The sequence below is a fragment of the Acinetobacter sp. MF4642 genome, assembly GCF_002018925.1.
GTDB classification, from domain to species: Bacteria; Pseudomonadota; Gammaproteobacteria; order Pseudomonadales; family Moraxellaceae; genus Acinetobacter; species Acinetobacter johnsonii.
The window spans coordinates 38,000-60,954 of the sequence record NZ_MVON01000006.1; the positions used below are offsets into that span (position 1 = coordinate 38,000).

The following is a 22,955-nucleotide window of genomic DNA, read 5'->3' on the forward strand; positions in this document are numbered from 1 at the left end:
CCTTAAAGAAATGCCTGACCTAACGTATATTCAGTGACATGTGTTGTAAAAGGCACATTTAAATCCGATAGACAATTTGCTACACCATTCGTCGAACTATTACTAATATGACTATCTAAACAGTCATCAATATCATCTGTATCTGCTGAAGTAAGTGCAGGCATCAGTGAAGTCGTATTCACAATCACGCGATCTGTTTTTTGAATTTTAGATAGTTCTTCATCCGTACCACGAACTGAGTCTTGGAATGGGGTAGATGATACCGAATTTGTAAAACTCACAGATACTTGGGTCATGACAGCTCTACGTTCGCTGGTAAAAAAGTTTGCATTATTCGCTCCTGTTCGACAGAAGCCACTTACTCCTTGATCCGTATTCACAATATTTCCACTATCATTCACATAGACCATGCTCGCTTGCGACAAAGTAAAGAATTGAGCTCGACTGCCTCTATAACAAAATACTAACTCTTTACCTTTGTTTTCAGGGCCCCTAATAAACCCAAACATGCCATCAGCTGCTAAACTGCGTAATAAATTATTTGTATCTTCAACGTTAAACGTTGCAGCATCAGAGTTTTGGATCATGAGTTGTTGAGCTTGGCTATTGGTCGCAATATTTAATGACACCATACTTTGACGAATAGCCAATGTACCAATAATAGTGATCGCCAATAAAAGGATTAATACGACGATGAGTGTCGAGCCATGTTGTTGTCTAATCATCACTCTCTCTCCCCCAGCGCGTTACGTATTGCAACCTCTTGAGTCACGACCTGACGGATAAATCCTTGAGGATTACCATTTTCTCCAATTGCCACATCTTGGTCTAACACCACAAAAGCATTGTTTTGTGCTGTCGATGCTTCTTGGCCTGTTGACTGGCCTGAGCGTGCGAGCACACCTAAACTCACTCCTAAAATACGCGGTTTAGTCCCTGTCAATGCCATATATTCGTGAATACCGATATATCGACGGTTACCAGTAGCATTACTTACATTAAGCAATACACGAAAATGATCAACGCGTTTCATAATGATTTCACCAGCATCACCATAACGAGCAAGATTGGTGTCACTATAGTTACCAGCATCACATACTAAAGCTAAAGGGTTCGCTTCTCCAGCTCCAGCATTTGCATCTATTCGCAAAAAATAACGCTGAATAACAATACGATCTACTGTCGTGATTTCACGCCCTTCGCAATCAAAACCACCTGTTTGTGCAGGTTTATACTGAATTACGAGTTGATCACTATTTTGAGTTACATTCGATGCACCAGTCCACTCATTATCGCTACCAACTGCATCACCATTACTTCGGCTTAATAAAACATCATCCACATCGGCTTGAATTCCTGTAGGCAGATTGGATTGACTCAAAACAACACCTCCATGAAGTAAGGCATCATTCATCGCAGCTTCAACAGTATTCAGATTGGCTAATCTAAGATCCTGAGTTATATAGTTAAGCCCAAAATTTGCATTGTCTTGTAAATCCGCCATTCCTTGTTGTACTTGACTACTTTTCACCCCTGTCAAAAACAACATTGCTGCTGCTGCAACCACAATCAGCCCAAGAGCTAGAGCAATCATGAGTTCAATAAGTGTAAAGCCTTTTTGTATTTTCATTAGTAGGCCTCCATGACTACACAAGTCGATTCATCACGGTAAGCACCCGCTGTGGTACAGTTATTTAAACCATCCGCATTGGTTGCCGCAGTGTCCCCCCATGCAACATAAATGCATCTCCGCCCATTACTCACCTCTGGGCAAGCAAACATATTGACTGTCATCCCCACTCGTTGAGCAGATAAATTTGTAAGTGCAGCATCAAAACGTGCCATTTGTGTTGGCGTACAAAATGCTGTGTAACAATTCGGATTGGTGATATTGGTCGCATTTCCCGCAATAGCCGTAGCATACACACCCAACTGGTCACGATTAACACGAATTTTCTCAGCTAAATCACGTGCCAAATTAATTGCTTGTACACGGTTAGCCCCCTCACTAGATGCCTCAATTGCTCGATATTGCAACGCTACAAAACCAAGCACACCAACTGCAAGAATAAGCAAGGCAACCAATACTTCTATTAACCCAACACCTGCTTGCTTTTTTATAGTTATCATGAACAATCCCCTTCAACGATCTGCTGGATCGCCCCCATTTTAGATATCATGACCATTCTGGAATATTTAGGATCAGAAGATGCATCACAAATTTCAAAACTCGTATCTGTGGCAATAATTTGATTTGCTGCTGGATCTTTCACAAGGCCTGTCGGCATAAAAACTATTTCTGTCGCACGACCAGTCTTTAAACTGGACTTACCGACTGGCATCCAATTCAACGTATCGTCAGTATTTTCATCCGCAGACAATAATTCAACTGTAATTTCTCTGCGCTCTAAAGCAGCTTTTGCCCTTGCCTGATTTAAAGTAGCAACCAATTCTTTTGTACTTTTATTTAAATTTTGGCGCTGTAACATATCCCCGAAAGAAGGAGCAGCCATCATCGCGATAATTGCCATAACAGCAATCGTCACCATCAGCTCAATTAAGGTGAACCCTTTATGTTTATTTTGCATACTCCCTCCCCCAAGGCAACAAAACTTTACCCTATTTAAAATCATATTCTAATTCTTTACACAATCAGCACAATACAGGATAAAAGGCATAAAAAAACAGATGATTGCCAATTTACAATCATCTGTCAATTTTTCAATAAAATTAGAATGTTAACCAATCCACCTTTTAGGCTTGAGTTACCGCAATACGTAACTCTTTTGGCAAACTAAAGGTAATATTTTCTTCCGTTCCAGCAAGCTCTTTTGGTGGTGTTGCACCCCAGTCTTGTAATCGTTTAATCACTTGCTTAATTAAAATTTCAGGTGCAGATGCACCCGCTGTGACGCCAACCTTGGCGATATTTTCAAACCACGCTTGTTGAAGTTCATCTGCATTATCGACCAAATAAGCGGCTTTACCCATTCGCTCGGCCAATTCTCGTAAACGATTCGAATTCGATGAGTTTGGTGAACCGACCACCAATACCACATCACATTGGGTTGCTAAATCACGCACCGCATCTTGACGGTTTTGAGTCGCATAACAAATGTCATCTTTACGCGGCCCTTGAATCTCAGGAAATTTCGCGCGTAACGCATCAATCACTTTTGCAGTATCGTCGATCGATAAGGTGGTTTGAGTAACAAAAGCCACGCGCTCAGGATGATGCACTTGAAGCTCAGCCACGTCTTGCTCATCTTCAACCAAATAAATCGCACCACCATTTTTCAGGTCATATTGCCCCATGGTACCTTCAACTTCAGGGTGGCCTTCATGACCAATTAAGATAGCCTCAACCCCCTCACGGGCATATTTTGTAACTTCAATATGAACCTTGGTCACCAATGGACAAGTTGCATCAAAAACCTTTAAACCACGACGTTCGGCTTCGATTTGTACCGCTTTAGAGACCCCATGCGCACTAAAAATTACAATATTGTCATCAGGTACTTCATCCAATTCATCGACAAAAATTGCGCCACGTTGACGTAAATCGTCTACGACAAATTTATTGTGTACCACTTCATGTCGTACATAAATGGGTGGATTAAAACACTCAAGCGCACGATTTACGATGGCAATCGCACGGTCAACACCTGCACAAAAACCACGTGGATTGGCCAATACAATTTCCATATGTTCCTCGATACCACTTTTCAATCAGCGGAAACTAATAAAATAAATGCAAACAAAGTGACGCCTTGCTATTTCGTTTAAACCTTGTCTGCTCTAAAATAGAGAAGATATTTTATCATATCAGGAAAAATATCATGTCGGGTCTCTTGTTTGTCGTTTCTGCAGCTTCAGGAACAGGCAAAACATCCCTCGTAAAAGCCCTCCTTGACCGTGTAACGAATCTTCACGTTTCTGTTTCTCATACTACACGTGGGCAACGTCCCGGCGAACTTGATGGTGTACATTACCATTTTACCGAAAAAGACTCATTTTTGGCCTTGGTTGAACAAGGTGGTTTTATTGAATATGCCGAAGTCTTTGGTAATTACTACGGCACAGCTCAAGCCACCGTAAAAGAACAACTGGCGAAAGGTCATGATGTCCTACTGGAAATTGACTGGCAAGGCGCACAGCAAGTTCGTAAGCTTTTTCCTGACTCTAAACAAATTTTCATTTTACCACCAAGCCAGTTTGATCTGCGTCAACGTCTGTCTAACCGTGGCACAGACTCGGTTGAAGTGATTGAGCGGCGTTTAGGCTGTGCAGTTGAAGACATGCAACAATATGTTAACTTCGACTATGTCATTATTAATGATGATTTTAATAAGGCATTGCACGATCTTGAGTCTGTGATTATTGCCAATCGTTTAGTCATTACGCAGCAAGCGAGCCGTCATCAGAAAATGATTTCTGAGCTGATCACCCCAGTTGAAAAGTGATTAAAACTTGAGTCTACAGACAAAGCACCTTATACTGCACAGTCTATTTAATTTTAGCCTTTGTAACGAGAACTCTTATGGCACGCGTAACCGTTGAAGATTGTTTAGACCATGTAGACAACCGCTTTGAGCTTGTACTAGTGGCAAGCAAACGCGCGCGTCAATTGGCACGTCAAGGCATTGAACCTACTGTTGAGTGGGACAATGACAAACCGACTGTAGTTGCATTACGTGAAATTGCAGCTGGTCATGTTTCTAAAGATATTTTGAAACAACGTGAACAAGACTACCAAACTTCAAGTCTTGATCTTGCACTGTCTGCAAACAATTTGAATTTAGATAATTTTTCTTTCCAATAAGAAAAATTTATCGTTTAAAAGCCTAGTTTTTAACTAGGCTTTTTTATTGGATAACTTTTATATTTGTGCAATACACGTTATAACTAGAAGATAGGATTCATCGTGGTTTAGGTGTGTCTTTTTTGCTTTTCTCTCAATGAATAAATTGACAACTGATGCAATATGTTTTTCATTAGAGGATCTGTAAAATTTTCTTGTCATTGCTACGTCTTAAAGGTGTTTTATGCCAGGCCCAACGGTCAGCCAAGCTAAACAACAGCTCAAAACTATTATCGATGCTTACTTAACTGAAAGCGACGTCGAGCGAGTGCTTGCGGCCTGTGATTATGCGGATATTGCCCATGATGGTATTACCCGTAAAAGTGGCGAACCCTATATTTTACACCCGATTGCGGTAAGTTGTATTTTAGCGCATATGCGTCTAGATGCCGAAACCCTGATGGCGGCACTTTTACATGATGTCATTGAAGACACAGATTTTAGCAAAGAAGATATAGCAGAAAAATTTGGCAAAACCGTCGCAGAACTGGTCGATGGCGTCACCAAACTCAGCCAATCCAGCGATAAAGAATATAACAAAGCCGCTTCTTTCCGAAAAATTCTGCAAGCCACACTACAAGACCCACGTGTCATTATTATTAAACTGGCTGATCGCTATCACAATATGACTACCTTGGATGCACTACGCCCCGATAAGCGTGCGCGTATTGCCCAAGAAACCTTTGATATTTTTGTCCCGATGGCACGTATTGTTGGTATGAATGAGATGGGCGATAACCTCGAACATTTGTGTTATCAAAACCTTGATCTCGACATGTATAACAATGTCCAAGAAGCCCTCCTGCAAACCAAACCCAAACGCTGTGAATATCAAAGCAAATGGGAAAACAATCTGACCGAACTATTAAAAGCCCATCAAATTTCAGGTCGAATTAAAAAGAAAAATAACAATATCGAACTGCTACGCCACTTTGTAAAAAATGACATTGATCTGCATGAACTTACGCATAGTCATGCCTTTGAAATTATTCTAAATAGCATTGCTGACTGTGACCGCTTAGCCGATGTGTTGCGAGAGAGTTTTCAAGTTTTACATTTTGCAGACCATATTCGTAAACCACTCCCAGGTGGTAACCAATCACTGCTGCTGCGCTTAAAAGGTGAAAACACAACCTTATCAGTCACCATTCAAACCGAACTGATGCGTAAAGCTGCGCGTTTTGGTGTGGTCCTAGGCGACAGTGCTCCGCAAGCTTGCCGCTCTGCGATTCAAGCCTCGATGCAGAACTTAAATGTCTTGATCGATGGTGCCTGTGCCAAAACCACTTTTAGCGAACTGCTCGATTATTTACACCAAGAGAAAATTTGGGTGTATACACCACAAGGTCATCTACACGAGTTACCACAAGGTGCAACGGTAGTCGATTTTGCCTACTCTGCTAGCTTATTTTTAGGGAACCATGCGGTAGGTGCGAAAATCAATGGGGAAACCAAACCACTTTCTACGCCATTGCACAGTGGTCAGGTGATTGAAATTATAACCGATGTCTTGGCCACTCCAAACCCGGATTGGCTCAGCTTCGTCAATACACAAAAAGCCCGCCGTGCCCTACAAAATATACTGCGTGAGCAAGACATCGAAGAACAACGCCTCGTTGGACAACAAGCTTTAAATCGTGCTTTAAAACTATTTAATGTATCCATTAAAGATTTAACCGAATCAGACTGGTTAGAGCTTTTACAGTGGCGACATATCGAAAATAAAGACCAACTCTTTGAGCAAATTGCCGTGGGCGATTTACTGCCGCAGTTGGTCGCAAATCATTTGTTTGCGCATGACCAAAGTGCACAGGAATCTGACCGACTCATTCAAGGTACTGAAGGTGTCGATGTCAAATACGCACATTGCTGTAACCCCGTGTTGGGTGACCCAATTCAAGGACATTTATCACGCCGCGGCCTTATTGTGCATCGTGCACGTTGCCACAATCTGCTGCATGAACAACATCTACACCCTGAAAACATCATGCCGTTGCAATGGACCAATGAGAATGAAGAAGAAATTAGTTTCACTGCATATTTATTGATTAACATGGCCATGGATGACGAACAAATTTCCGACCTGATTTACCAATGTCGTAAAGAAAAAATCGGGGTCGAAATGGTACGTAATCAAGACGACAAGACTTATGTCAATGTTGTGGTACACAACCGTAAGCAAATTGCAAAAATCATTCGCGATCTACGCATGCATTTTGGCTTCCCACGTATCAGTCGATTGGCTCAACCAGTGAGCATTGCGGAAACATCGATTGCGAGTTAATTGTTTAAATCCACACATTTTAATGCCAATCTAGGCTATGATTGATGGTGAATATAATAGGAGAACACGATGTCCCGCCAAGTAATTCATACTGAAAATGCCCCTGCTGCGATCGGCACTTATTCGCAAGCAATCTTAGTTGGCAATACACTTTACCTTTCTGGTCAGATCGGTTTAGACCCATACAGTATGGAGTTGGTTGAAGGCATCGAAGCACAAATTCGCCGTGTTTTTGATAATTTAAAAGCTGTCTGCGAAGCTGCTGGTGGAACGTTGGCAGATATCGCGAAGTTGAATATTTTCTTAACCGATCTTTCAAACTTCCAGTTGGTCAACCAAATTATGGGTGAATATTTCGCACAACCTTACCCAGCACGCGCAGCACTCGGTGTGGCAAGCCTACCCAAAAATGCATTAGTTGAGATGGATGGTATTGTAATTATTAATCAATAAGTTATATTTTTTAAGAAAAAGCCACCGATTGAGTGGCTTTTTTTCATCCAAAATCTCAATAAAGACAACCAAGATTTCAAATGATTTTTATTGACAAACGATAACAATTATCAATAATATCACTTATCTTATTTCTTTCATGTGGCTTGCTGAAATGTACGTGTGCTTATGCCGTGGTATTACAGATCAAGATATTAAAGACGCTGTTGAAAATGGTGCGGGCAGTTATCGCGAAGTTCGCGAGATGCTCGATCTCGGAACATGCTGTGGTCGCTGTGCACCGGAAGCACGCTCAATCATCAGTGCCGAAGTATCTGCCATTGCCTCACGCTTAGCCATTGCTGCCTAGATATTTGATTCGTTTTTTAGAATAACCATAATTATAAACTTACTCTTTATGAGTAGTTCTTCCCCCGCTTATGACTCTAGGCGGGTTTTCTTTTTTTAAATGTCTAAAAATTAAATTTCCACCTCGTATGCTTTTGATTGCGATTTTCATTTGCTGTTCTATAAATTACTCGCCAAACTCCACTTTGTTGTTTAAGATATTTCTCATAAGTTATTGATATTATTTTTAAGCAGCAGTTTGAATGGAGCTTTCTCATGAAGGGCAATCGTGATGTAATTAATCAGTTAAATCAGGTGCTTTATCATCATTTAACTGCCATTAACCAAAATTTCCTACACTCTCGTATGTTTAATGACTGGGGCATTGAGCAACTCGGTTCAGCTGAATATAAAGAGTCAATCCGTCAAATGAAGCATGCTGACAAAATTATTGAGCGCATTCTTTTTTTAGAAGGTCTACCAAACCTACAACACTTGGGTAAACTCTACATCGGTCAACATACTGTTGAAGTTCTAAACTGTGATATCCGTAAAGTCAAAGAAAACATTGAATCCATTCAAGCCGCTGTTAAGCTTGCCGAAGAACAGCTGGACTATGTCACTCGAGATCTTGTTCAAGAGATTTTAGAAAAAGAAGAAGAGTGGTTGGACTGGACGACGACACAACTCGATCTAGTTGAAACCGTAGGTGTAGAGAACTATATTCAGAGTCAAATTTAGGACTTTTCTATCATTTAAAAAAACCTGCATATGCAGGTTTTTTATTATAGTTTTAGGTTTACTTCCAAGGTCGAAGATCGACGATTTTTACTACTTCGCCTTTGTCTTTATTGATTAAAACTGTCATATCAACAGCATTGGCTTTTAGAGGAACAAAACCAGTTGCTTGTGGATATTTTGATAAAATACGATCTACTTGTTTTGCATTATTATATTGTTTTAACAGCATTACACTTTGAGCCTGCTCTTGTATTTTTTCTGTGACTTTAGATAAGTCTACATAATTTTCTGGTCGCTGCGCTAGAGATATACCACTCAAAACTTCATCAAAGACTTGTTCCGACTTTAGCTTAGGATCCTGAGACAACATTACAGCTCTAAAAATAGGACGCTCAAACAGAGCTAACTGGTAGTCTGATTTCCCAGTATCTCCCACAATCTGACTACATTGAATAAGCTCAAATTTATTTTGATTAAAAACAATCCAGCATGGTTTTGCCAAAACCATGCTGGATAAGCCATATATCAATGCAATAAGTTGAATCAAACCAATGATAGCCAAGTCAAACTTGAGTGTCTTTTTATATTTTCTGTATACAATAAAAGTAAGCAAAGGACCTAGAACAATATCAATCATGACCATAATTAATAAAACCTCTTTACCACCTGTAGCTGTCAGTAGCGGGTAAGGGTATAACACAAAATATACAATCAAAAAAACGATAGATAGAATTAAAACTGATACGAATATATGTATTAAAAATGCATTAAACTTTTCACGAAATAGTTGAAGCGTATCCATCATTTACTTTCCCTTCACTTTGTTTACAATATGTAAAATTTTTAAAATTATACTTCAATGCAAAATTATCTCTCCAAGATATTACTCATTCTTATTCCTTTTTTTTGCTTCATTGCCTATTCCAGCTTAAGTATTTATTGGACCAGCTATCCCTATGATGCATGGCGTATTTATGAAATACTTATTTTATTTATTTTTTCTTTTTCTCATTTTTTAATTAAAAATCAATATCTTACAGAATCAAGAAAAGCGCATTTATTAACCTTTATTTCAATCATTTCAATATCGTTCTTAGCAATATTAACCATAAGCTTCTCCACAGCCTTTGATCGTGCGATCGCAGAAGCCAGTTTAATTTTTTTGCTCATCAACTTTACTTTAATTTATTCATTTTTAATAAAAAAATACTCCAAACTTTCCAAAAACATTGCTACATCTATTGCATTTTTACCAATGTTGAGCCTTATTTTCTTACCACTTGCGCTAGTTAATCGACTACAAGGAGGAGATGGTGTTTGGACTCAATCCTTTACGAATATTAGAATGTTGGATGATGCTTTACTTCCATGTTTATTTCTCATTTGGCTACAGCCAATTTATTCTAATTTTGACTTCCAAAAAAATAAGCTATTAAAAAGTTGCTTATATATTGTGTCCACTATTTACGTCTTAAGTTTTCTATTTCATGGTGCACGTGCCTGCTTACTATCTATTTTTATTGGTCTCTGTATCAGTTTAATATTTACACCCAATCATCAACGTAAATTTTTAAAACTTCCGATCATTTCTCTTATTTTGGCTTTAGTCATATTTAATCTCTATCACCTCTCATTTTCTGAAGCGATAGGCCCATCTATTAACCGCATTACCAGTAGTGGAAGGCTCGATTTATGGGAAAAAGCTGTACATCTTTGGTTTGAACACCCTATCCTTGGCGTTGGTGGAAATAACTTTATGTTACATACACCGTTTCTATTACCAACTCACCCGCACAACTTTTTTCTAAAATCACTATCAGAATGGGGTATTGCAATCTTTATTCTCATATTAAGCTTAATTCCCATCATACAAGCAATCTATAAGCAACGTAAAAATATCCCCATCTTCCTTATCGCAGGAGCAATTGCTATTTTCTCTAATAGTTTACTTTCTGGAAGTTTCGTATACCCAGTAAGCCAAATTATCAGCCTTACATTTATAGCTTTTTTACTAAGCTTTTTAAAAGTTTATACTATTTCAGAACCAACGAGTTATTTTCAATATAACAAAAAACTATGGGCCATTATTTCATACTTATCATTAATTGCCCTATTGTATATTCATGGGCAAGATATATTATGCTATACATGTATAAGTATTGATGATTTCGGTGCTCCTAATTTTTGGGATCAAGGGCGGGCTATACATCTATTACCTATATCCAATTTACATAAATAATGAAACTAACATTTTGCTCATATTAATTTGCAATTATTGACAACTTCTGACAATTTTTTTATGTCAGATATAATCTCTAAAACACAACACATTGATTTATATTAAAATATGTTTGGTATTGTTGTTGCTCTGTTTCATATAATGAAGGAGGATTTCAATGAAAATAAACATGGGATTTACATTAATTGAACTCATAATTACTGTTGCTATTATTAGTATACTTGCGGCAATATCAATTAATTTATATCAAAGCTATATGATTAAGAGTCGCATTAACTCAGCTTTTTATGAGATTTCAGAAGGTATAGCCTCCTACGAAATTAATGCAAATCATAACTATTTAACCATTACAACTGCTGAAGATATCAGCTTGCAAAGCTCTACACACTTTTGCACGATTAGTGTTACAGCTCCAGATACCTTAGGTGTCGCAAATAAGGCTATTAGTTGTAAGCTCAAAAATAAAAATGGGTTAGGGAATTTAGCTGAAATCTATTTCTCACGTAATACCAATGGTCACTTTTCCTGTCAAAGTATTGATATTCAAAATAAATATTTACCAACATCTTGTATTTAATCTATATATTTACTTTTAAATCAATTAAATTCTACCAAAAAAAAAGAGAGCCTTAGCTCTCTTTTTTTTATAATTTCAGAAATTATGAACAAGTACCTGGCTTATATTTAGGATCCAAGGTTCCTGTTACAGAACATGTCCAAGCACCAGCTGCTGTACGGTTAAGGCTCAAAGTTCCAGAAGAGACTTTTGGAGAACCTTTTAGCGCACAAGTGATTGCACCTGTTTTAGAGCCATCCGCACCTGGTTCTGCCACTGTTACAGTACAACGATCTGAACTTTTTATACCAACTGCTGTAGCTGTATAGTCTGCAGCATCAGTTTTACCTTCATTTACAAGCACTTCGTACTGTGTCTTAGCTGGAGAAATCTCAGCTAAGCCTGAAGTAGCTTGTGATTTCGCAATATAATCTTGATAAGCAGGAATCGCAATCGCTGCAAGAATACCGATAATCGCAACAACGATCATTAGCTCGATAAGGGTGAAACCCTTTTGAACTGATTTCATAACATTCTCCACAAATGTTTTGTTAATTTTTTATAAGCTTTTTAAGCTGCTTTGTAATTAGCATGTATTATGCCAACTTTTATTATATTTATTTTCAAATAAAAAACAGCACTTTATTTCACTATTTAAAAATTTATTTTTTGTCATTGTATTTTTATGTAAAAAACTGACAAATATTGTCAGTTTCCCTCTTTCTAGTTCAACATAATTGGCGAATTGCTCAATTCATCAGCGTTATCGTCTAATTGATTGGCATAGAATTGATCCAAAATACTCCCGATTTGTGTAACACCATCGGTTAAAGCCAGCCGATACTCTCGCTGTGCCATTTTTTCAATAATGCTCTGGCAAACCTCATCCCACACTTGCTGTGTGGTGGCTTGTCGAATCCCACGGTCAATAACAATTTCAACTTTGCGTTCGCACAAGTTTAAGTACAGCAAAATACCGCTATTCAACTCGGTATCCCAAACACCCAGCTCAGCAAAAAGCCGTTTCGCACGTCCACGAGTATCTAAATAATAGGCTTCTCGTGCAGGCATGTGCCCTTCTATCACCACTTGAATTTCCCCAATGTGCCCATGTTCAGCAGCAGCTACCGCTTGCGCAATCGCATGTTGATCTTGCTGATTAAAAAAGCGTTTACTCGCTGGCATGTGTAATAAATGCTTTAGCCAACGTTTAAAACTGGGTTGCACAACGTCATCTAGCTTTGGTTTAGTGACGATGTCCGTCGTTTCAGTTGTTGTTACCATGACCCTGATGCTCCTCCACCGCCGAAGCCGCCGCCCCCGCCACTATATCCACCTCCACCAAAACCGCCGCCGCCACGACCTCCGCGACCACCTCCGCCGCCAGAAGAGAGAAAGAGCTGAAAAATCGTTTGGGCTAAGGTCGTGATGAGTAAAAAGAAAATCCCACCACCAATCAGTAAGCTGGTGATTAAGCCTGCTCCATTCACCAAGCCTGCCACGGTTCCTGCAACTGCAGCCGTCGAGGCACTTAAACGCCTCCCCACCACCAAAGAGCCAATTGCGCCTGCAATTAAGATAACTAAAGCCGTACTCAACGTTTTACTTTTGGCCTCTTGTTCCCGAGTGGCTTGGTCTTGACGTTCTTGTAGTTCTTGCGCCGCTTGGGCTGCAACTTCAGGATCAAGATTTAGAATACGTTCAATTTCAGTAAGCCCTGCATTGATCCCTTGGGCATACTGAGCTTGTTTAAAATATGGTGTGATTTGTTGGTTAATAATGCGATTCGCAATAATGTCAGGAATGACTCCTTCCAAACCATAGCCCGTAAGAATCTGCATACGCCGGTCATTAACGGCAATTGCGATCAGCAAACCGTTGTCCTGCTTTGCTGAACCGAGCTGCCATTGATCTGCAATACGCATGGCAAAACCAAAAATATCCTCTTGACCTGTGGTCGGGACAATCACCACGCCTATTTGGGCTTTTCCTGTGTCATGCAAGGCACGAATTTTTTGGTCAATGGCTTGCTTATCTTCAGCACTTAAAATATGTGCTTGATCGATCACTGGTTCATTTAAGGTTGGTAACACCCGTATCGATTCACCTTCTGCCATATCATTGGCAATAGGTGGTTGTGACACGGCATCAGCATTGGTAGAGCTTACATTATTAGAACTCGCTGCTTGCTGACCTTGAATAATTTTTCCAGCAACGACTGTTTCCGCAGCACCATCTGTCGCTGTAGCAACCTCTGCCCATGTTAACGAACTTAGACACGACAATCCTGATAAAATGAATGCAAGCACCCATTTATATGAAAAGCGTACGAACTGTTGCTGTCCTATCATTCATTCACCCTATGGTTCTGATTACTTTAAGTCACAGCTAGTTAAATGATACTGTTGGCACTTTTTGCGCGCTTTGCTCTGCACTAAAGTTTGGTTTGGTATCCATCCCAATCACCTTCGCAGTCATGACTTGTGGGAACTGACGTGCATAGGAGTTAAAGTCTTGTACTGTACTAATGTAGCGATTACGCGCCACAGCAATACGGTTTTCGGTACCTTCGAGTTGAACCTGTAAATCACGGAATTGCTCATTGGCTTTTAAGTCTGGATAGTTTTCTGAGACCGCAATTAAACGCGACAATGCACCTGTCATTTGCGCCTGCGCTTCTTGATATTTTTGGAATAATGCAGGGTCTTCTAATACTTCTTTATCGACTTTTAAACCTGCCACATTGGCACGAGCCTGTGTGACCTCAGTTAGGACTTGCTCTTCATGCTTAGCATAGCCCTTCACTACATTCACCAAATTCGGCACCAAATCTGCGCGGCGTTGATATTGGTTTTGTACTTCCGACCACGCAGCTGTAACCGCCTCATCTTTAACCTGTAAGGTATTATAACCACAGCCCGATAGCGTTAACGTGCTCGTAAGGGTAACAACGACAGCAGTTTTTTTCATAAAATTCATTCAGCTATCCTCTTTCTTTTGTATTTATTGCAATAACCTGATTGTAAACACATTTGATTATCCTTTTGTTGCTTTTAGTTAAAGCATCTAAAAGTGAAAAAGCCGAGTGATCTTTACTCGGTCTTTATTGCTCATTTCTTATACTTAACATTAAACAACCGCGTGCAACTCCTACTGAAAACCTTCTAGTTGATAATCTTCTGCCAAACGGGTTTTCCAGTATTTCAACAACTGTGTGTAATCAATATCTGAGGGATGAAAGTTGGTTTTGTAGTAAGACAGATATTCTGGCAGCAATTGCACAAACATCTTCGCCAGCAAATACAATCCAAAGAGATTCCCACCCAATTTAGGTATACTCTTTTTGTGGTCTTGTAAAAATAATCGACTGGCCGAGTAAAAAGTTAAACTGGCGAAACCTGTCGTTACACTGCGCATAATTAAACGGCGAATCTTGTCATCACCATACACATCTTGATAAACATCAAAGGCAACCACACGATGCTCAATTTCTTCAATGGCATGCCACACCCAGAGTTTAACCGCATCATCATCCAAGGTACTCAATACCTCAGGATGCCTTAAAATATAGCCGCCTAGCAGTGCCGTAAAATGCTCAAAAGCGCAGGTGATTGCGAGCTGAATTTTAGGATGCAGATTTTTCACATCATCATCTTTACGCGCCAACCATGCCTGAAAACGGTCAAGATTATAATCATCACGGCGCCATGCAGCATTAAATGCCGTGTGTGCTTGAGAATGCATCGCCTCTTGACCAATAAATGCCGCAATCTGCGCTTGCAGATTGTCATCCTTCACTTGGTCACGTACATTGCGCACGCTATACACAAAGAACTGCTCACCGATGGGAAAAGTTGAAGACAATGCCGTCAGTAAATGCGACATGACTGGTGAATTGGCAAAATAATGCCTCCGAATGGCTTTGGGGTTGAATTGCAAACGTCGAATTGTCATACCCTGAGCTTTTGGACGATGTTGATATAGCTTTTCTGTCGTCACTTGAGTCATGTCTATTTCCTAACATTTAACCGAGCGATCTTCAGTATCTGGATTTATCAATGCGACACATATGGCAAAAATGCTTAGTGCGTTTGCAGATTCGCCCATTTTTACAAGACTTACCACCAGATCTCTTTCGATTTATCCCGATCCACCTCTTTCATATCATCTCAGACAAATAGTGATCATAAAAAACCCGCCGAAGCGGGTTTTTGTGTTGGACGATTTAGATTAAATGTCTAAATAATCCAAAATACCTTCAGCCGCTTGACGGCCTTCCCAAATTGCTGTGACAACAAGGTCTGAACCACGAACCATATCACCACCCGCAAAGATTTTCGGATTTGAGGTTTGGAATTTATAGGTTTGCTGTTCAGCTGCAACCACACGACCTGAACCATCAAGGTTAATATTCACATTTGTAAACCAATCTGCAGGGCTGGTACGGAAACCAAAAGCCAATAACACTGCATCTGCAGGTAAAATTTCTTCTGAACCCGGAATTGGTTCTGGACTGCGACGACCACGGCTATCAGGCTCGCCAAGTTGAGTCGTAACCACTTTCACGCCCGTAACTTTGCCATTTTCACCGACGATTTCAATCGGTTGACGGTTAAACAAGAAGTTCACACCTTCTTCTTTGGCATTTTGCACTTCACGACGCGAACCTGGCATGTTTTCTTCATCACGACGGTATGCACAGCTCACCACTTCCGCACCCTGACGAATCGAAGTACGGTTACAGTCCATTGCTGTGTCACCACCGCCAAGAACGATCACCTTTTTACCTTCAACACTAATGTATTCGCTTGGGTCTTTTTCCCAACCTTGAGTACGGTTGACATTGGCAATCAAGAAATCCAAGGCATCATAGACACCATTTAAATCTTCACCTGCGAAGCCACCTTTCATGTAGGTATAAGTACCCATACCCATGAACACCGCATCGTATTCAGTAAGCAATTGATCGATGGTGACATCTGTACCAATTTCAGTATTTAAACGGAATTCCACGCCCATGCCCGTGAAGATTTCACGGCGACGCTTCATCACATCTTTTTCCATTTTAAATTCTGGAATACCAAAAGTCAGTAGACCACCAATTTCAGGGCGTTTGTCGAATACTACAGGTTTAACCCCGCTACGCACCAAAATATCAGCACAGCCTAGACCCGCAGGGCCTGCACCAATGATCGCGACTTTTTTATCTGTCCACTTTACTGAAGACATATCTGGACGCCAGCCCAGTGCAAACGCAGTGTCATTGATATATTTTTCAGCGTTACCAATCGTCACTGCACCAAAACCATCATTTAAGGTACAAGCCCCTTCACATAAACGGTCTTGCGGACAAACACGACCACACACTTCTGGCAACGTGTTGGTTTGGTGACACAGCTCTGCTGCTTGGAAAATACGGCCTTCAGCAATCAACTTTAACCAGTTTGGAATGTAGTTATGTACTGGACATTTCCATTCACAATATGGGTTACCACACCCTAAACAACGGTGGGTCTGATTTGCTGCCACTTCCGCTGTAAAAGGTTTATAAATTTCCACAAACTCTGCTTTGCGGACCTGAATCTCTTTTTTCTCTGGATCTTGGCGTGCTACATCCAGAAATTGAAAGTCATTGTTTAGGCGCTCTGCCATGTCTCTCTCCGTGGGTAGGTGCAGCCCGTTTATCTATCGTCTGCACCTGCCTATGTATCAGCAGTAGTGGAATTATTGTGGATCAGCTTGAGTGGTTTTCAACAAAGTCTGTAAGTTGGCAGCTTTCGGTTTCACCAACCAGAATTTACGACTGTAGAAATCAAACTCGTTACGGATCTTGTACGCCCAAGCACTACCAGTCTCAGCAATGTGTTCATCTAAGATACGGCTTAAGAACTCTTTATGTTCTTCCATCGATTCAGTCGAAATACGATTCAGCTCAATTAGCTCGTGGTTGTAATGATCAACGAAGTCATTATCAAGGTCAAGAACGTAAGCAAAACCGCCTGTCATACCTGCACCGAAGTTATGACCCACTTTACCAAGTACGGTCACGATACCGCCCGTCATATATTCACAGCAGTGATCGCCCGCACCTTCAATCACGGCAAAAGCACCTGAGTTACGTACCGCGAAACGTTCACCAGCTGTACCTGCCGCAAACAATTTACCGCCCGTTGCACCGTATAAACAAGTGTTACCAATGATTGCCGTTTCTTGGGTTTGGAAAGGTGATCCTTTTGGTGGGAAGATCGACACACGACCACCTGCCATGCCTTTACCCACGTAGTCGTTCGCATCGCCTTCTAATCGAATGTGCAAACCACCTGCGTTCCAAACGCCGAGAGATTGACCCGCAGTACCCACCAAGTTCATCTTCACTGGGTGCGCTTCCATGCTGAGGTTGCCATAACGACGCGCAATCTCACCTGAAATACGTGCTCCAATTGAACGATCACAGTTGCCAATGGTGAAGTGATATTCACCAGTGGTCCCAGCTTCAATTGCTGGCAACATTTCTGCCACCATTTTCTCAGCAAGCAAGCCTTTATCAAACGGTGCGTTACCTTCAACTTCGCAGTACTGCGCCTTACCTTGCGCAGAAGGATGTGACTCCAGTAATGCACTCAAATCAAGGTGCGCATGTTTCTCCGTTTCACCTGGAAGCATTTCAAGCAAGTCTGTACGACCAATCAAGTCTTTTAAACTCGAAACACCCAACGCTGCCAACCACTCACGTGTTTCTTCAGCAATGAAGGTGAAGAAGTTAATGAGCATTTGTGGCTCACCAATATAATGTTCTTGACGTAAATGATCTTGTTGAGTTGCAACACCCGTTGCACAGTTATTCAGGTGACAAATACGCAGGTATTTACAACCTAAAGCAATCATTGGTGTAGAACCAAAGCCAAAGCTTTCTGCACCTAAAATCGCAGCTTTTACCACGTCTAGACCGGTTTTCAAGCCACCATCGGTTTGAACACGAACTTTACCGCGCAGGTCATTGACACGAAGTGCTTGATGCGCTTCAGAAAGACCCAACTCCCAAGGCGAACCTGCATGGTGAATTGAAGACAATGGAGAAGCTGCTGTACCACCGTCATAACCTGAAATGGTAATGAAGTCAGCATAGGCTTTTGCCACACCTGCAGCAATCGTTCCTACACCCGGCTCAGACACCAGTTTCACTGAAACCATCGCCTGAGGATTGACTTGTTTTAAGTCAAAGATCAATTGTGACAAATCTTCAATCGAGTAAATGTCATGGTGTGGTGGTGGAGAAATTAGGGTCACACCCGGTACTGAATAACGTAAACGTGCAATTAAGCCATTCACTTTACCCCCTGGTAATTGACCACCTTCACCCGGTTTAGCCCCTTGCGCTACTTTAATCTGCAAGACTTCAGCAGAGGTTAAATACGCAGGTGTTACACCAAAACGACCTGATGCAATCTGTTTGATTTTCGAGTTACGAATCGTGCCATAACGCGCTGGATCTTCACCGCCCTCACCCGAGTTTGAACGGCCACCAATGGTGTTCATCGCAATGGCAATTGCTTCATGTGCCTCAGGAGACAACGCCCCCAAAGACATGCCTGCAGAGTCAAAGCGCGGTAAAATCGCTTCTACAGACTCCACTTGATCTAGAGCAATCGAGTTGTCTGTTTTTAACTTTAATAGGTCGCGAATTGTTGCCACTGGACGGTTATTCACCAGCTCAGCATATTCTTTAAAGTCTGCATATTGACCAGAACGCACTGATTTATGCAAAGCATTGATCACATCTGGGTTGAATGCATGGTATTCCTTGTCGAAGACAAATTTCAGCAAACCACCTTGATCGATTGGTTTACGTGTTTTCCATGCGGTATCAGCCAATTTCTTTTGGTCATTTTCAAGGTCAACAAAGGTTGCACCTTTGATACGGCTCGGTACACCCGTGAAGCATTTTGAAACCACTTCTTCAGACAGACCCACCGCTTCAAACAACTGACCACCACGGTAAGAGGCCACCGTAGAAATACCCATTTTTGAAAGGACTTTTAACAAGCCTTTTTCAATGCCTTTACGGAAATTCACTTGCGCTTGGATTGGGTCACCCAATAGCTCACCTTTTGCAACCAAGTCATTGATCACATCATAAGCAAGGTAAGGATAAATTGCAGTTGCACCAAATCCGAGAATAACCGCAAATTGGTGTGGATCACGCGCCAATGCTGTTTCAACAATAATGTTGGCATCAGTACGTAAACCAACATTAATTAAATAGTGATGTATAGCACCTGTTGCCATCAATGCATTTGCAGGCAAGAAACCTTGACGAATTTTCTTATCAGACAACACCAATAAGGTTTTGCCATCACGAATCGCTTGCGCTGCTTCTTCACAGATACGCGCAATTGCAGCTTCTAGCCCTTCATTTTCAGCATAATTTAAATCGATATCTGCAATTTCATAACCCTTACGACCCAGCGTACGGATTTGATGCATTTTCGAATTTGACAATACTGGGCTTGAAATGATCAAACGATCCGCATGCTCAGGGCTTTGTTCAAAAACGTTTTGCTCACGGCCTAAACACGTTTCCAATGACATTACAATCGATTCACGTAATGGGTCGATTGGTGGGTTAGTGACCTGAGCAAACTGTTGACGGAAGTAATCCGACACATGACGTACTTGGCGAGACAAAACTGCCATTGGTGTATCATCACCCATTGAACCCACTGCTTCCTGACCGCTTTCAGCGATTGGGCGAAGCAATTGGTCACGCTCTTCAAAGGTCACCATAAACATTTTTTGTGATGCTTTAAGGTCGTCGCCTTTTAAGCCTTGATCACATAAATATTCTTCAAGCTCTGGACTACCTTGTACACGAACTGAGTTTTCACGTAACCATTCACGGTAAGGACGCATTTTTTTCAAATGCGTGCTGACATCTTTAGTGTCGAGCATTTTACCTGTGAAAGTATCAATCACCAGAATTTGACCTGGACCGACACGACCTTTAGAAATCACGTCTTCAGGCTCGTAGCCCCATACACCAATTTCAGACGCCAGTGTGATGTAACCGTTTTTGGTAATCACCCAACGTGCTGGACGTAAACCATTACGGTCCAACATACAAATTGCATGACGACCATCTTGAATCACTAGACCTGCAGGGCCATCCCACGCCTCCATATGCTTCGAGTTAAACTCATAGAATGCACGTAAATCGGCATCTAAAGTTTCCACGTTCTGCCATGCTGGCGGAACCAACATACGCAATGCACGGAACAAATCCATACCACCGCCCACAAGAATTTCAAGCATGTTGTCTAAGCTTGAAGAATCCGAGCCAGTACGGTTCACGATTGGGTTGAGCTCAGTTAAACCAGGCAATAATGGGTTTTCAAACTTTGGCGTACGCGCCATCGCCCAGTTACGGTTCGCAGTAATGGTATTAATTTCACCATTGTGCGCAAGATAACGGAATGGCTGTGCCAAAGGCCAACGCGGCAAAGTATTGGTCGAGAAACGTTGGTGGAACACCACAATATGTGACTCAAGACGTGGGTCTGCCAAGTCTGTGTAGAAGTCAGCAATTGCTTCAGGCATCATCAAGCCTTTATAGCTAATCACTGTTGAACATAGTGTAGTTACATAAAATGATGAGTCATTGCTGAGCTGTTGTTCTGCACGGCGGCGTGCCAAGAAAAGTTTACGGTTAAACTCAACTTCAGATACACCCATTGGGCAGTTCACAATAATTTGTTCAAATGCAGGAAGTGACTGCATCGCAATCGAACCCAAAGCATCGTTATTGGTCGGGATCACACGCCACGCCAAGACTCGACAGCCTTCAGATTCAATTTCTTTACTTAGAATTTGTTTTGCATGTGCTGCAATTGCTGGATCGAGGCTTAAAAACACCGTACCGACAGCAAAAACTTCACTGAGTGTAATATCACTGAGTTTTTTCGCTTCTTCGCGGAAAAACTGTTTTGGCATTGCTAAGAGTAAACCGCAACCATCCCCTGTCTTACCATCTGCAGCAATACCACCGCGGTGGGTCATACAGCTCAGACTGTGCATAGCAGTCTTGACAAGATCATGGCTTGCATCACCCTGCATATGGGCGATTAAACCAAAACCACAGTTATCTTTAAACTCATCCGGTTGGTATAAACCTTGAGCGGGAGCTACAGTATTAGGCGATGGCATGTGCATAGCGTACCCTTCTTTCTACAGGCCCTGTCGGGCGTCTAACAATCTAATTACTTCTTGCCGATTCGTTCAATTGACTCATATTCAGATTCTGATTGAAGTACAGCATTTTTTCTTCACACCCAAGATAGACTGATTTTCGTCTTTATGCATGTCTTAATTGAAAAAATGTATGCAGCAGTCACGCACTTTTTTAAGGCACTTGGCCGCTACTATTTCGCTCATAAATCGAATCTTTTTTGCGCCAAAACAGTGACATCAACTCAATTCATGCACCATTAAAGCAAGTTTTATGCCAATTATTTATTTTGTGTGTTAAGCGCTTTAGTTTTATTAGGTTTGTGTTTTTTACGTAAAAAATTAGTTCGAAGACAATCCATTTATTGCACTATATTTGTGCGTATATGAAATTTACATTTTTTGATGCGCCATAATGAACCAATTTTAATTAAATGGGTCGGTCACTTCAGGTTCATTTGTTTTATTTTGTGGCGCATTCTCTACGGTCGTTTGTGACTTTTGCACATCAACCACATTTCCATCTGCATCACGACGAGTAACCGTTGTCGATGTGGTCGATTGTTTATTTTGTGCGACTGCCGCACGTGCCGCTTGTTGACGCGCAGCAAGGGTAGCTTCATCAATCACGGGGACAGCGGCTGGTTTCAACTGCACAGCATAGAGCTTATTGCTAAGTCCAAGTTCATCAGAACCTAGGTCATTGACATATTCAGCATAACTTTCAATTTTTTCAACTTTGGGTTTCACCGACTTCGGCAACGTCAGCTTTAAGTCCGCCAATACCTTTTGCGCCTCATTGGCATTTTTATATACACCATAGATCAGCACATATTGCTCAATTTGGTTTTCACCCGTCAGCCTTAGGTAACTAAACGCTTGACGATCAGATTGCCTTTGCAAAAAGCGCTTAATAATCGCTTCTTCTGAGACTCTAAACAGTTCAACCGTACTGTTCTTTTTATTTTCCTGAATAAATTTGGTCCCACGGAATTCAGCTTCATGCTGCGCGATTGCTACAACACGTGTCGTCATATCCAAAGGTTTTACTTCATCGAGGAATGAGCCTAAATGTGCGGTTGTTGCGACTTTTTCTGGCTGAATTTGTAACTCAACTTCAGATTCAGCCTTTTTTTCAACTTCAACCACAGTCTCTTGATCTGTAATGGCCCAAAAGACTATGGCGCCAAACAAGCATACCCCTCCGAATGCAAGCCAAATATAATTTTGCTTTGTCTGCCACTGGGTTCGAAGGGTTGTTGCCATAATAAAG

At 41.2% G+C, this 22,955-nt stretch carries 22 protein-coding genes; 8 read left to right on the top strand and 14 right to left on the bottom strand.

All coding sequences use genetic code 11. The features are described from left to right. Positions 1 to 2 precede the first annotated feature (2 nt). From MF4642_RS05000 to ispH, 5 genes are all read right to left on the bottom strand, one after another. The gene (locus MF4642_RS05000) at positions 3 to 725 is read right to left on the bottom strand and encodes a pilus assembly protein PilX (protein ID WP_171262495.1); all 723 of its coding nucleotides are present in this window, start codon (positions 723 to 725) and stop codon (positions 3 to 5) included. Then, on the bottom strand, positions 725 to 1,630 hold the full coding sequence (locus tag MF4642_RS05005; RefSeq protein WP_078425500.1) for a prepilin-type N-terminal cleavage/methylation domain-containing protein: 906 nt from the start codon (positions 1,628 to 1,630) through the stop codon (positions 725 to 727). The genes MF4642_RS05000 and MF4642_RS05005 overlap by 1 nt, the downstream gene beginning before the upstream one ends. Beyond that, positions 1,630 to 2,130 (bottom strand): type IV pilus modification protein PilV, encoded by a 501-nt coding sequence (gene pilV, locus MF4642_RS05010; protein WP_078425501.1) that lies wholly within the window; start codon positions 2,128 to 2,130, stop codon positions 1,630 to 1,632. The genes MF4642_RS05005 and pilV overlap by 1 nt, the downstream gene beginning before the upstream one ends. After that, the gene (locus MF4642_RS05015) at positions 2,127 to 2,588 is read right to left on the bottom strand and encodes a GspH/FimT family pseudopilin (protein WP_078425502.1); all 462 of its coding nucleotides are present in this window, start codon (positions 2,586 to 2,588) and stop codon (positions 2,127 to 2,129) included. The genes pilV and MF4642_RS05015 overlap by 4 nt, the downstream gene beginning before the upstream one ends. Positions 2,589 to 2,754: 166 nt before the next feature. Further along, positions 2,755 to 3,705: a 4-hydroxy-3-methylbut-2-enyl diphosphate reductase gene (gene ispH / locus MF4642_RS05020; protein WP_078425503.1), complete on the bottom strand. Its 951-nt coding sequence runs from the start codon at positions 3,703 to 3,705 to the stop codon at positions 2,755 to 2,757. Positions 3,706 to 3,839: 134 nt separating this feature from the next. Here ispH and gmk point away from each other — a divergent pair, with 134 nt between their 5' ends. The 6 genes from gmk to bfr all read left to right on the top strand — a co-directional run bounded on the left by gmk (position 3,840) and on the right by bfr (position 8,666). After that, entirely contained in the window at positions 3,840 to 4,463 is a 624-nt protein-coding gene (gene gmk / locus MF4642_RS05025; protein WP_005401338.1) for a guanylate kinase, read from the top strand. A 77-nt stretch (positions 4,464 to 4,540) separates the two neighbouring features. After that, on the top strand, positions 4,541 to 4,822 hold the full coding sequence (gene rpoZ, locus MF4642_RS05030) for a DNA-directed RNA polymerase subunit omega (protein WP_078425504.1): 282 nt from the start codon (positions 4,541 to 4,543) through the stop codon (positions 4,820 to 4,822). Between the two features lie 223 nt (positions 4,823 to 5,045). Then, on the top strand, positions 5,046 to 7,145 hold the full coding sequence (locus MF4642_RS05035; RefSeq protein WP_078425505.1) for a RelA/SpoT family protein: 2,100 nt from the start codon (positions 5,046 to 5,048) through the stop codon (positions 7,143 to 7,145). A 69-nt stretch (positions 7,146 to 7,214) separates the two neighbouring features. Next, on the top strand, positions 7,215 to 7,598 hold the full coding sequence (locus tag MF4642_RS05040) for a RidA family protein (protein WP_004691470.1): 384 nt from the start codon (positions 7,215 to 7,217) through the stop codon (positions 7,596 to 7,598). A 154-nt stretch (positions 7,599 to 7,752) separates the two neighbouring features. Continuing rightward, positions 7,753 to 7,947, top strand: a complete 195-nt coding sequence (locus tag MF4642_RS05045) for a bacterioferritin-associated ferredoxin (protein ID WP_010327639.1) — start codon at positions 7,753 to 7,755, stop codon at positions 7,945 to 7,947. 254 nt (positions 7,948 to 8,201) lie between these two features. After that, a complete protein-coding gene (gene bfr / locus MF4642_RS05050) occupies positions 8,202 to 8,666 on the top strand; it encodes a heteropolymeric bacterioferritin subunit Bfr (RefSeq protein WP_058870405.1) in 465 nt (154 codons plus the stop codon). A gap of 58 nt (positions 8,667 to 8,724) precedes the next feature. Here the strand turns inward: bfr and tfpZ are convergent, their stop codons facing one another. Continuing rightward, positions 8,725 to 9,471 carry a TfpX/TfpZ family type IV pilin accessory protein gene (gene tfpZ / locus MF4642_RS05055; RefSeq protein WP_227518517.1) on the bottom strand — a complete coding sequence of 249 codons (747 nt, stop codon included), beginning with the start codon at positions 9,469 to 9,471 and terminating at the stop codon, positions 8,725 to 8,727. A 54-nt stretch (positions 9,472 to 9,525) separates the two neighbouring features. Between tfpZ and MF4642_RS05060 the strand changes: the two genes are divergently transcribed. After that, entirely contained in the window at positions 9,526 to 10,905 is a 1,380-nt protein-coding gene (locus MF4642_RS05060; RefSeq protein WP_078425506.1) for an O-antigen ligase family protein, read from the top strand. 157 nt (positions 10,906 to 11,062) lie between these two features. Then, complete coding sequence (locus MF4642_RS05065) at positions 11,063 to 11,482, top strand: pilin (RefSeq protein WP_227518518.1); 420 nt, start codon at positions 11,063 to 11,065, stop codon at positions 11,480 to 11,482. Positions 11,483 to 11,564: 82 nt separating this feature from the next. Here the strand turns inward: MF4642_RS05065 and MF4642_RS05070 are convergent, their stop codons facing one another. From MF4642_RS05070 to MF4642_RS05105, 8 genes are all read right to left on the bottom strand, one after another. Beyond that, positions 11,565 to 11,990 (bottom strand): pilin, encoded by a 426-nt coding sequence (locus MF4642_RS05070; protein WP_078425507.1) that lies wholly within the window; start codon positions 11,988 to 11,990, stop codon positions 11,565 to 11,567. A 194-nt stretch (positions 11,991 to 12,184) separates the two neighbouring features. After that, positions 12,185 to 12,745: a TPM domain-containing protein gene (locus MF4642_RS05075; RefSeq protein ID WP_078425508.1), complete on the bottom strand. Its 561-nt coding sequence runs from the start codon at positions 12,743 to 12,745 to the stop codon at positions 12,185 to 12,187. Next, a complete protein-coding gene (locus tag MF4642_RS05080; protein ID WP_078425509.1) occupies positions 12,739 to 13,812 on the bottom strand; it encodes a TPM domain-containing protein in 1,074 nt (357 codons plus the stop codon). The genes MF4642_RS05075 and MF4642_RS05080 overlap by 7 nt, the downstream gene beginning before the upstream one ends. A 37-nt stretch (positions 13,813 to 13,849) precedes the next feature. After that, positions 13,850 to 14,440, bottom strand: a complete 591-nt coding sequence (locus MF4642_RS05085; protein WP_078425510.1) for a LemA family protein — start codon at positions 14,438 to 14,440, stop codon at positions 13,850 to 13,852. Positions 14,441 to 14,611: 171 nt separating this feature from the next. Beyond that, on the bottom strand, positions 14,612 to 15,469 hold the full coding sequence (locus tag MF4642_RS05090; protein ID WP_078425511.1) for a metal-dependent hydrolase: 858 nt from the start codon (positions 15,467 to 15,469) through the stop codon (positions 14,612 to 14,614). A gap of 222 nt (positions 15,470 to 15,691) precedes the next feature. Further along, positions 15,692 to 17,113 (bottom strand): FAD-dependent oxidoreductase, encoded by a 1,422-nt coding sequence (locus MF4642_RS05095; RefSeq protein WP_005401346.1) that lies wholly within the window; start codon positions 17,111 to 17,113, stop codon positions 15,692 to 15,694. A 72-nt stretch (positions 17,114 to 17,185) separates the two neighbouring features. Beyond that, complete coding sequence (gene gltB, locus MF4642_RS05100) at positions 17,186 to 21,661, bottom strand: glutamate synthase large subunit (protein ID WP_171262496.1); 4,476 nt, start codon at positions 21,659 to 21,661, stop codon at positions 17,186 to 17,188. A gap of 447 nt (positions 21,662 to 22,108) precedes the next feature. Beyond that, a complete protein-coding gene (locus tag MF4642_RS05105; protein WP_078425513.1) occupies positions 22,109 to 22,948 on the bottom strand; it encodes a hypothetical protein in 840 nt (279 codons plus the stop codon). Positions 22,949 to 22,955: the final 7 nt, after the last annotated feature.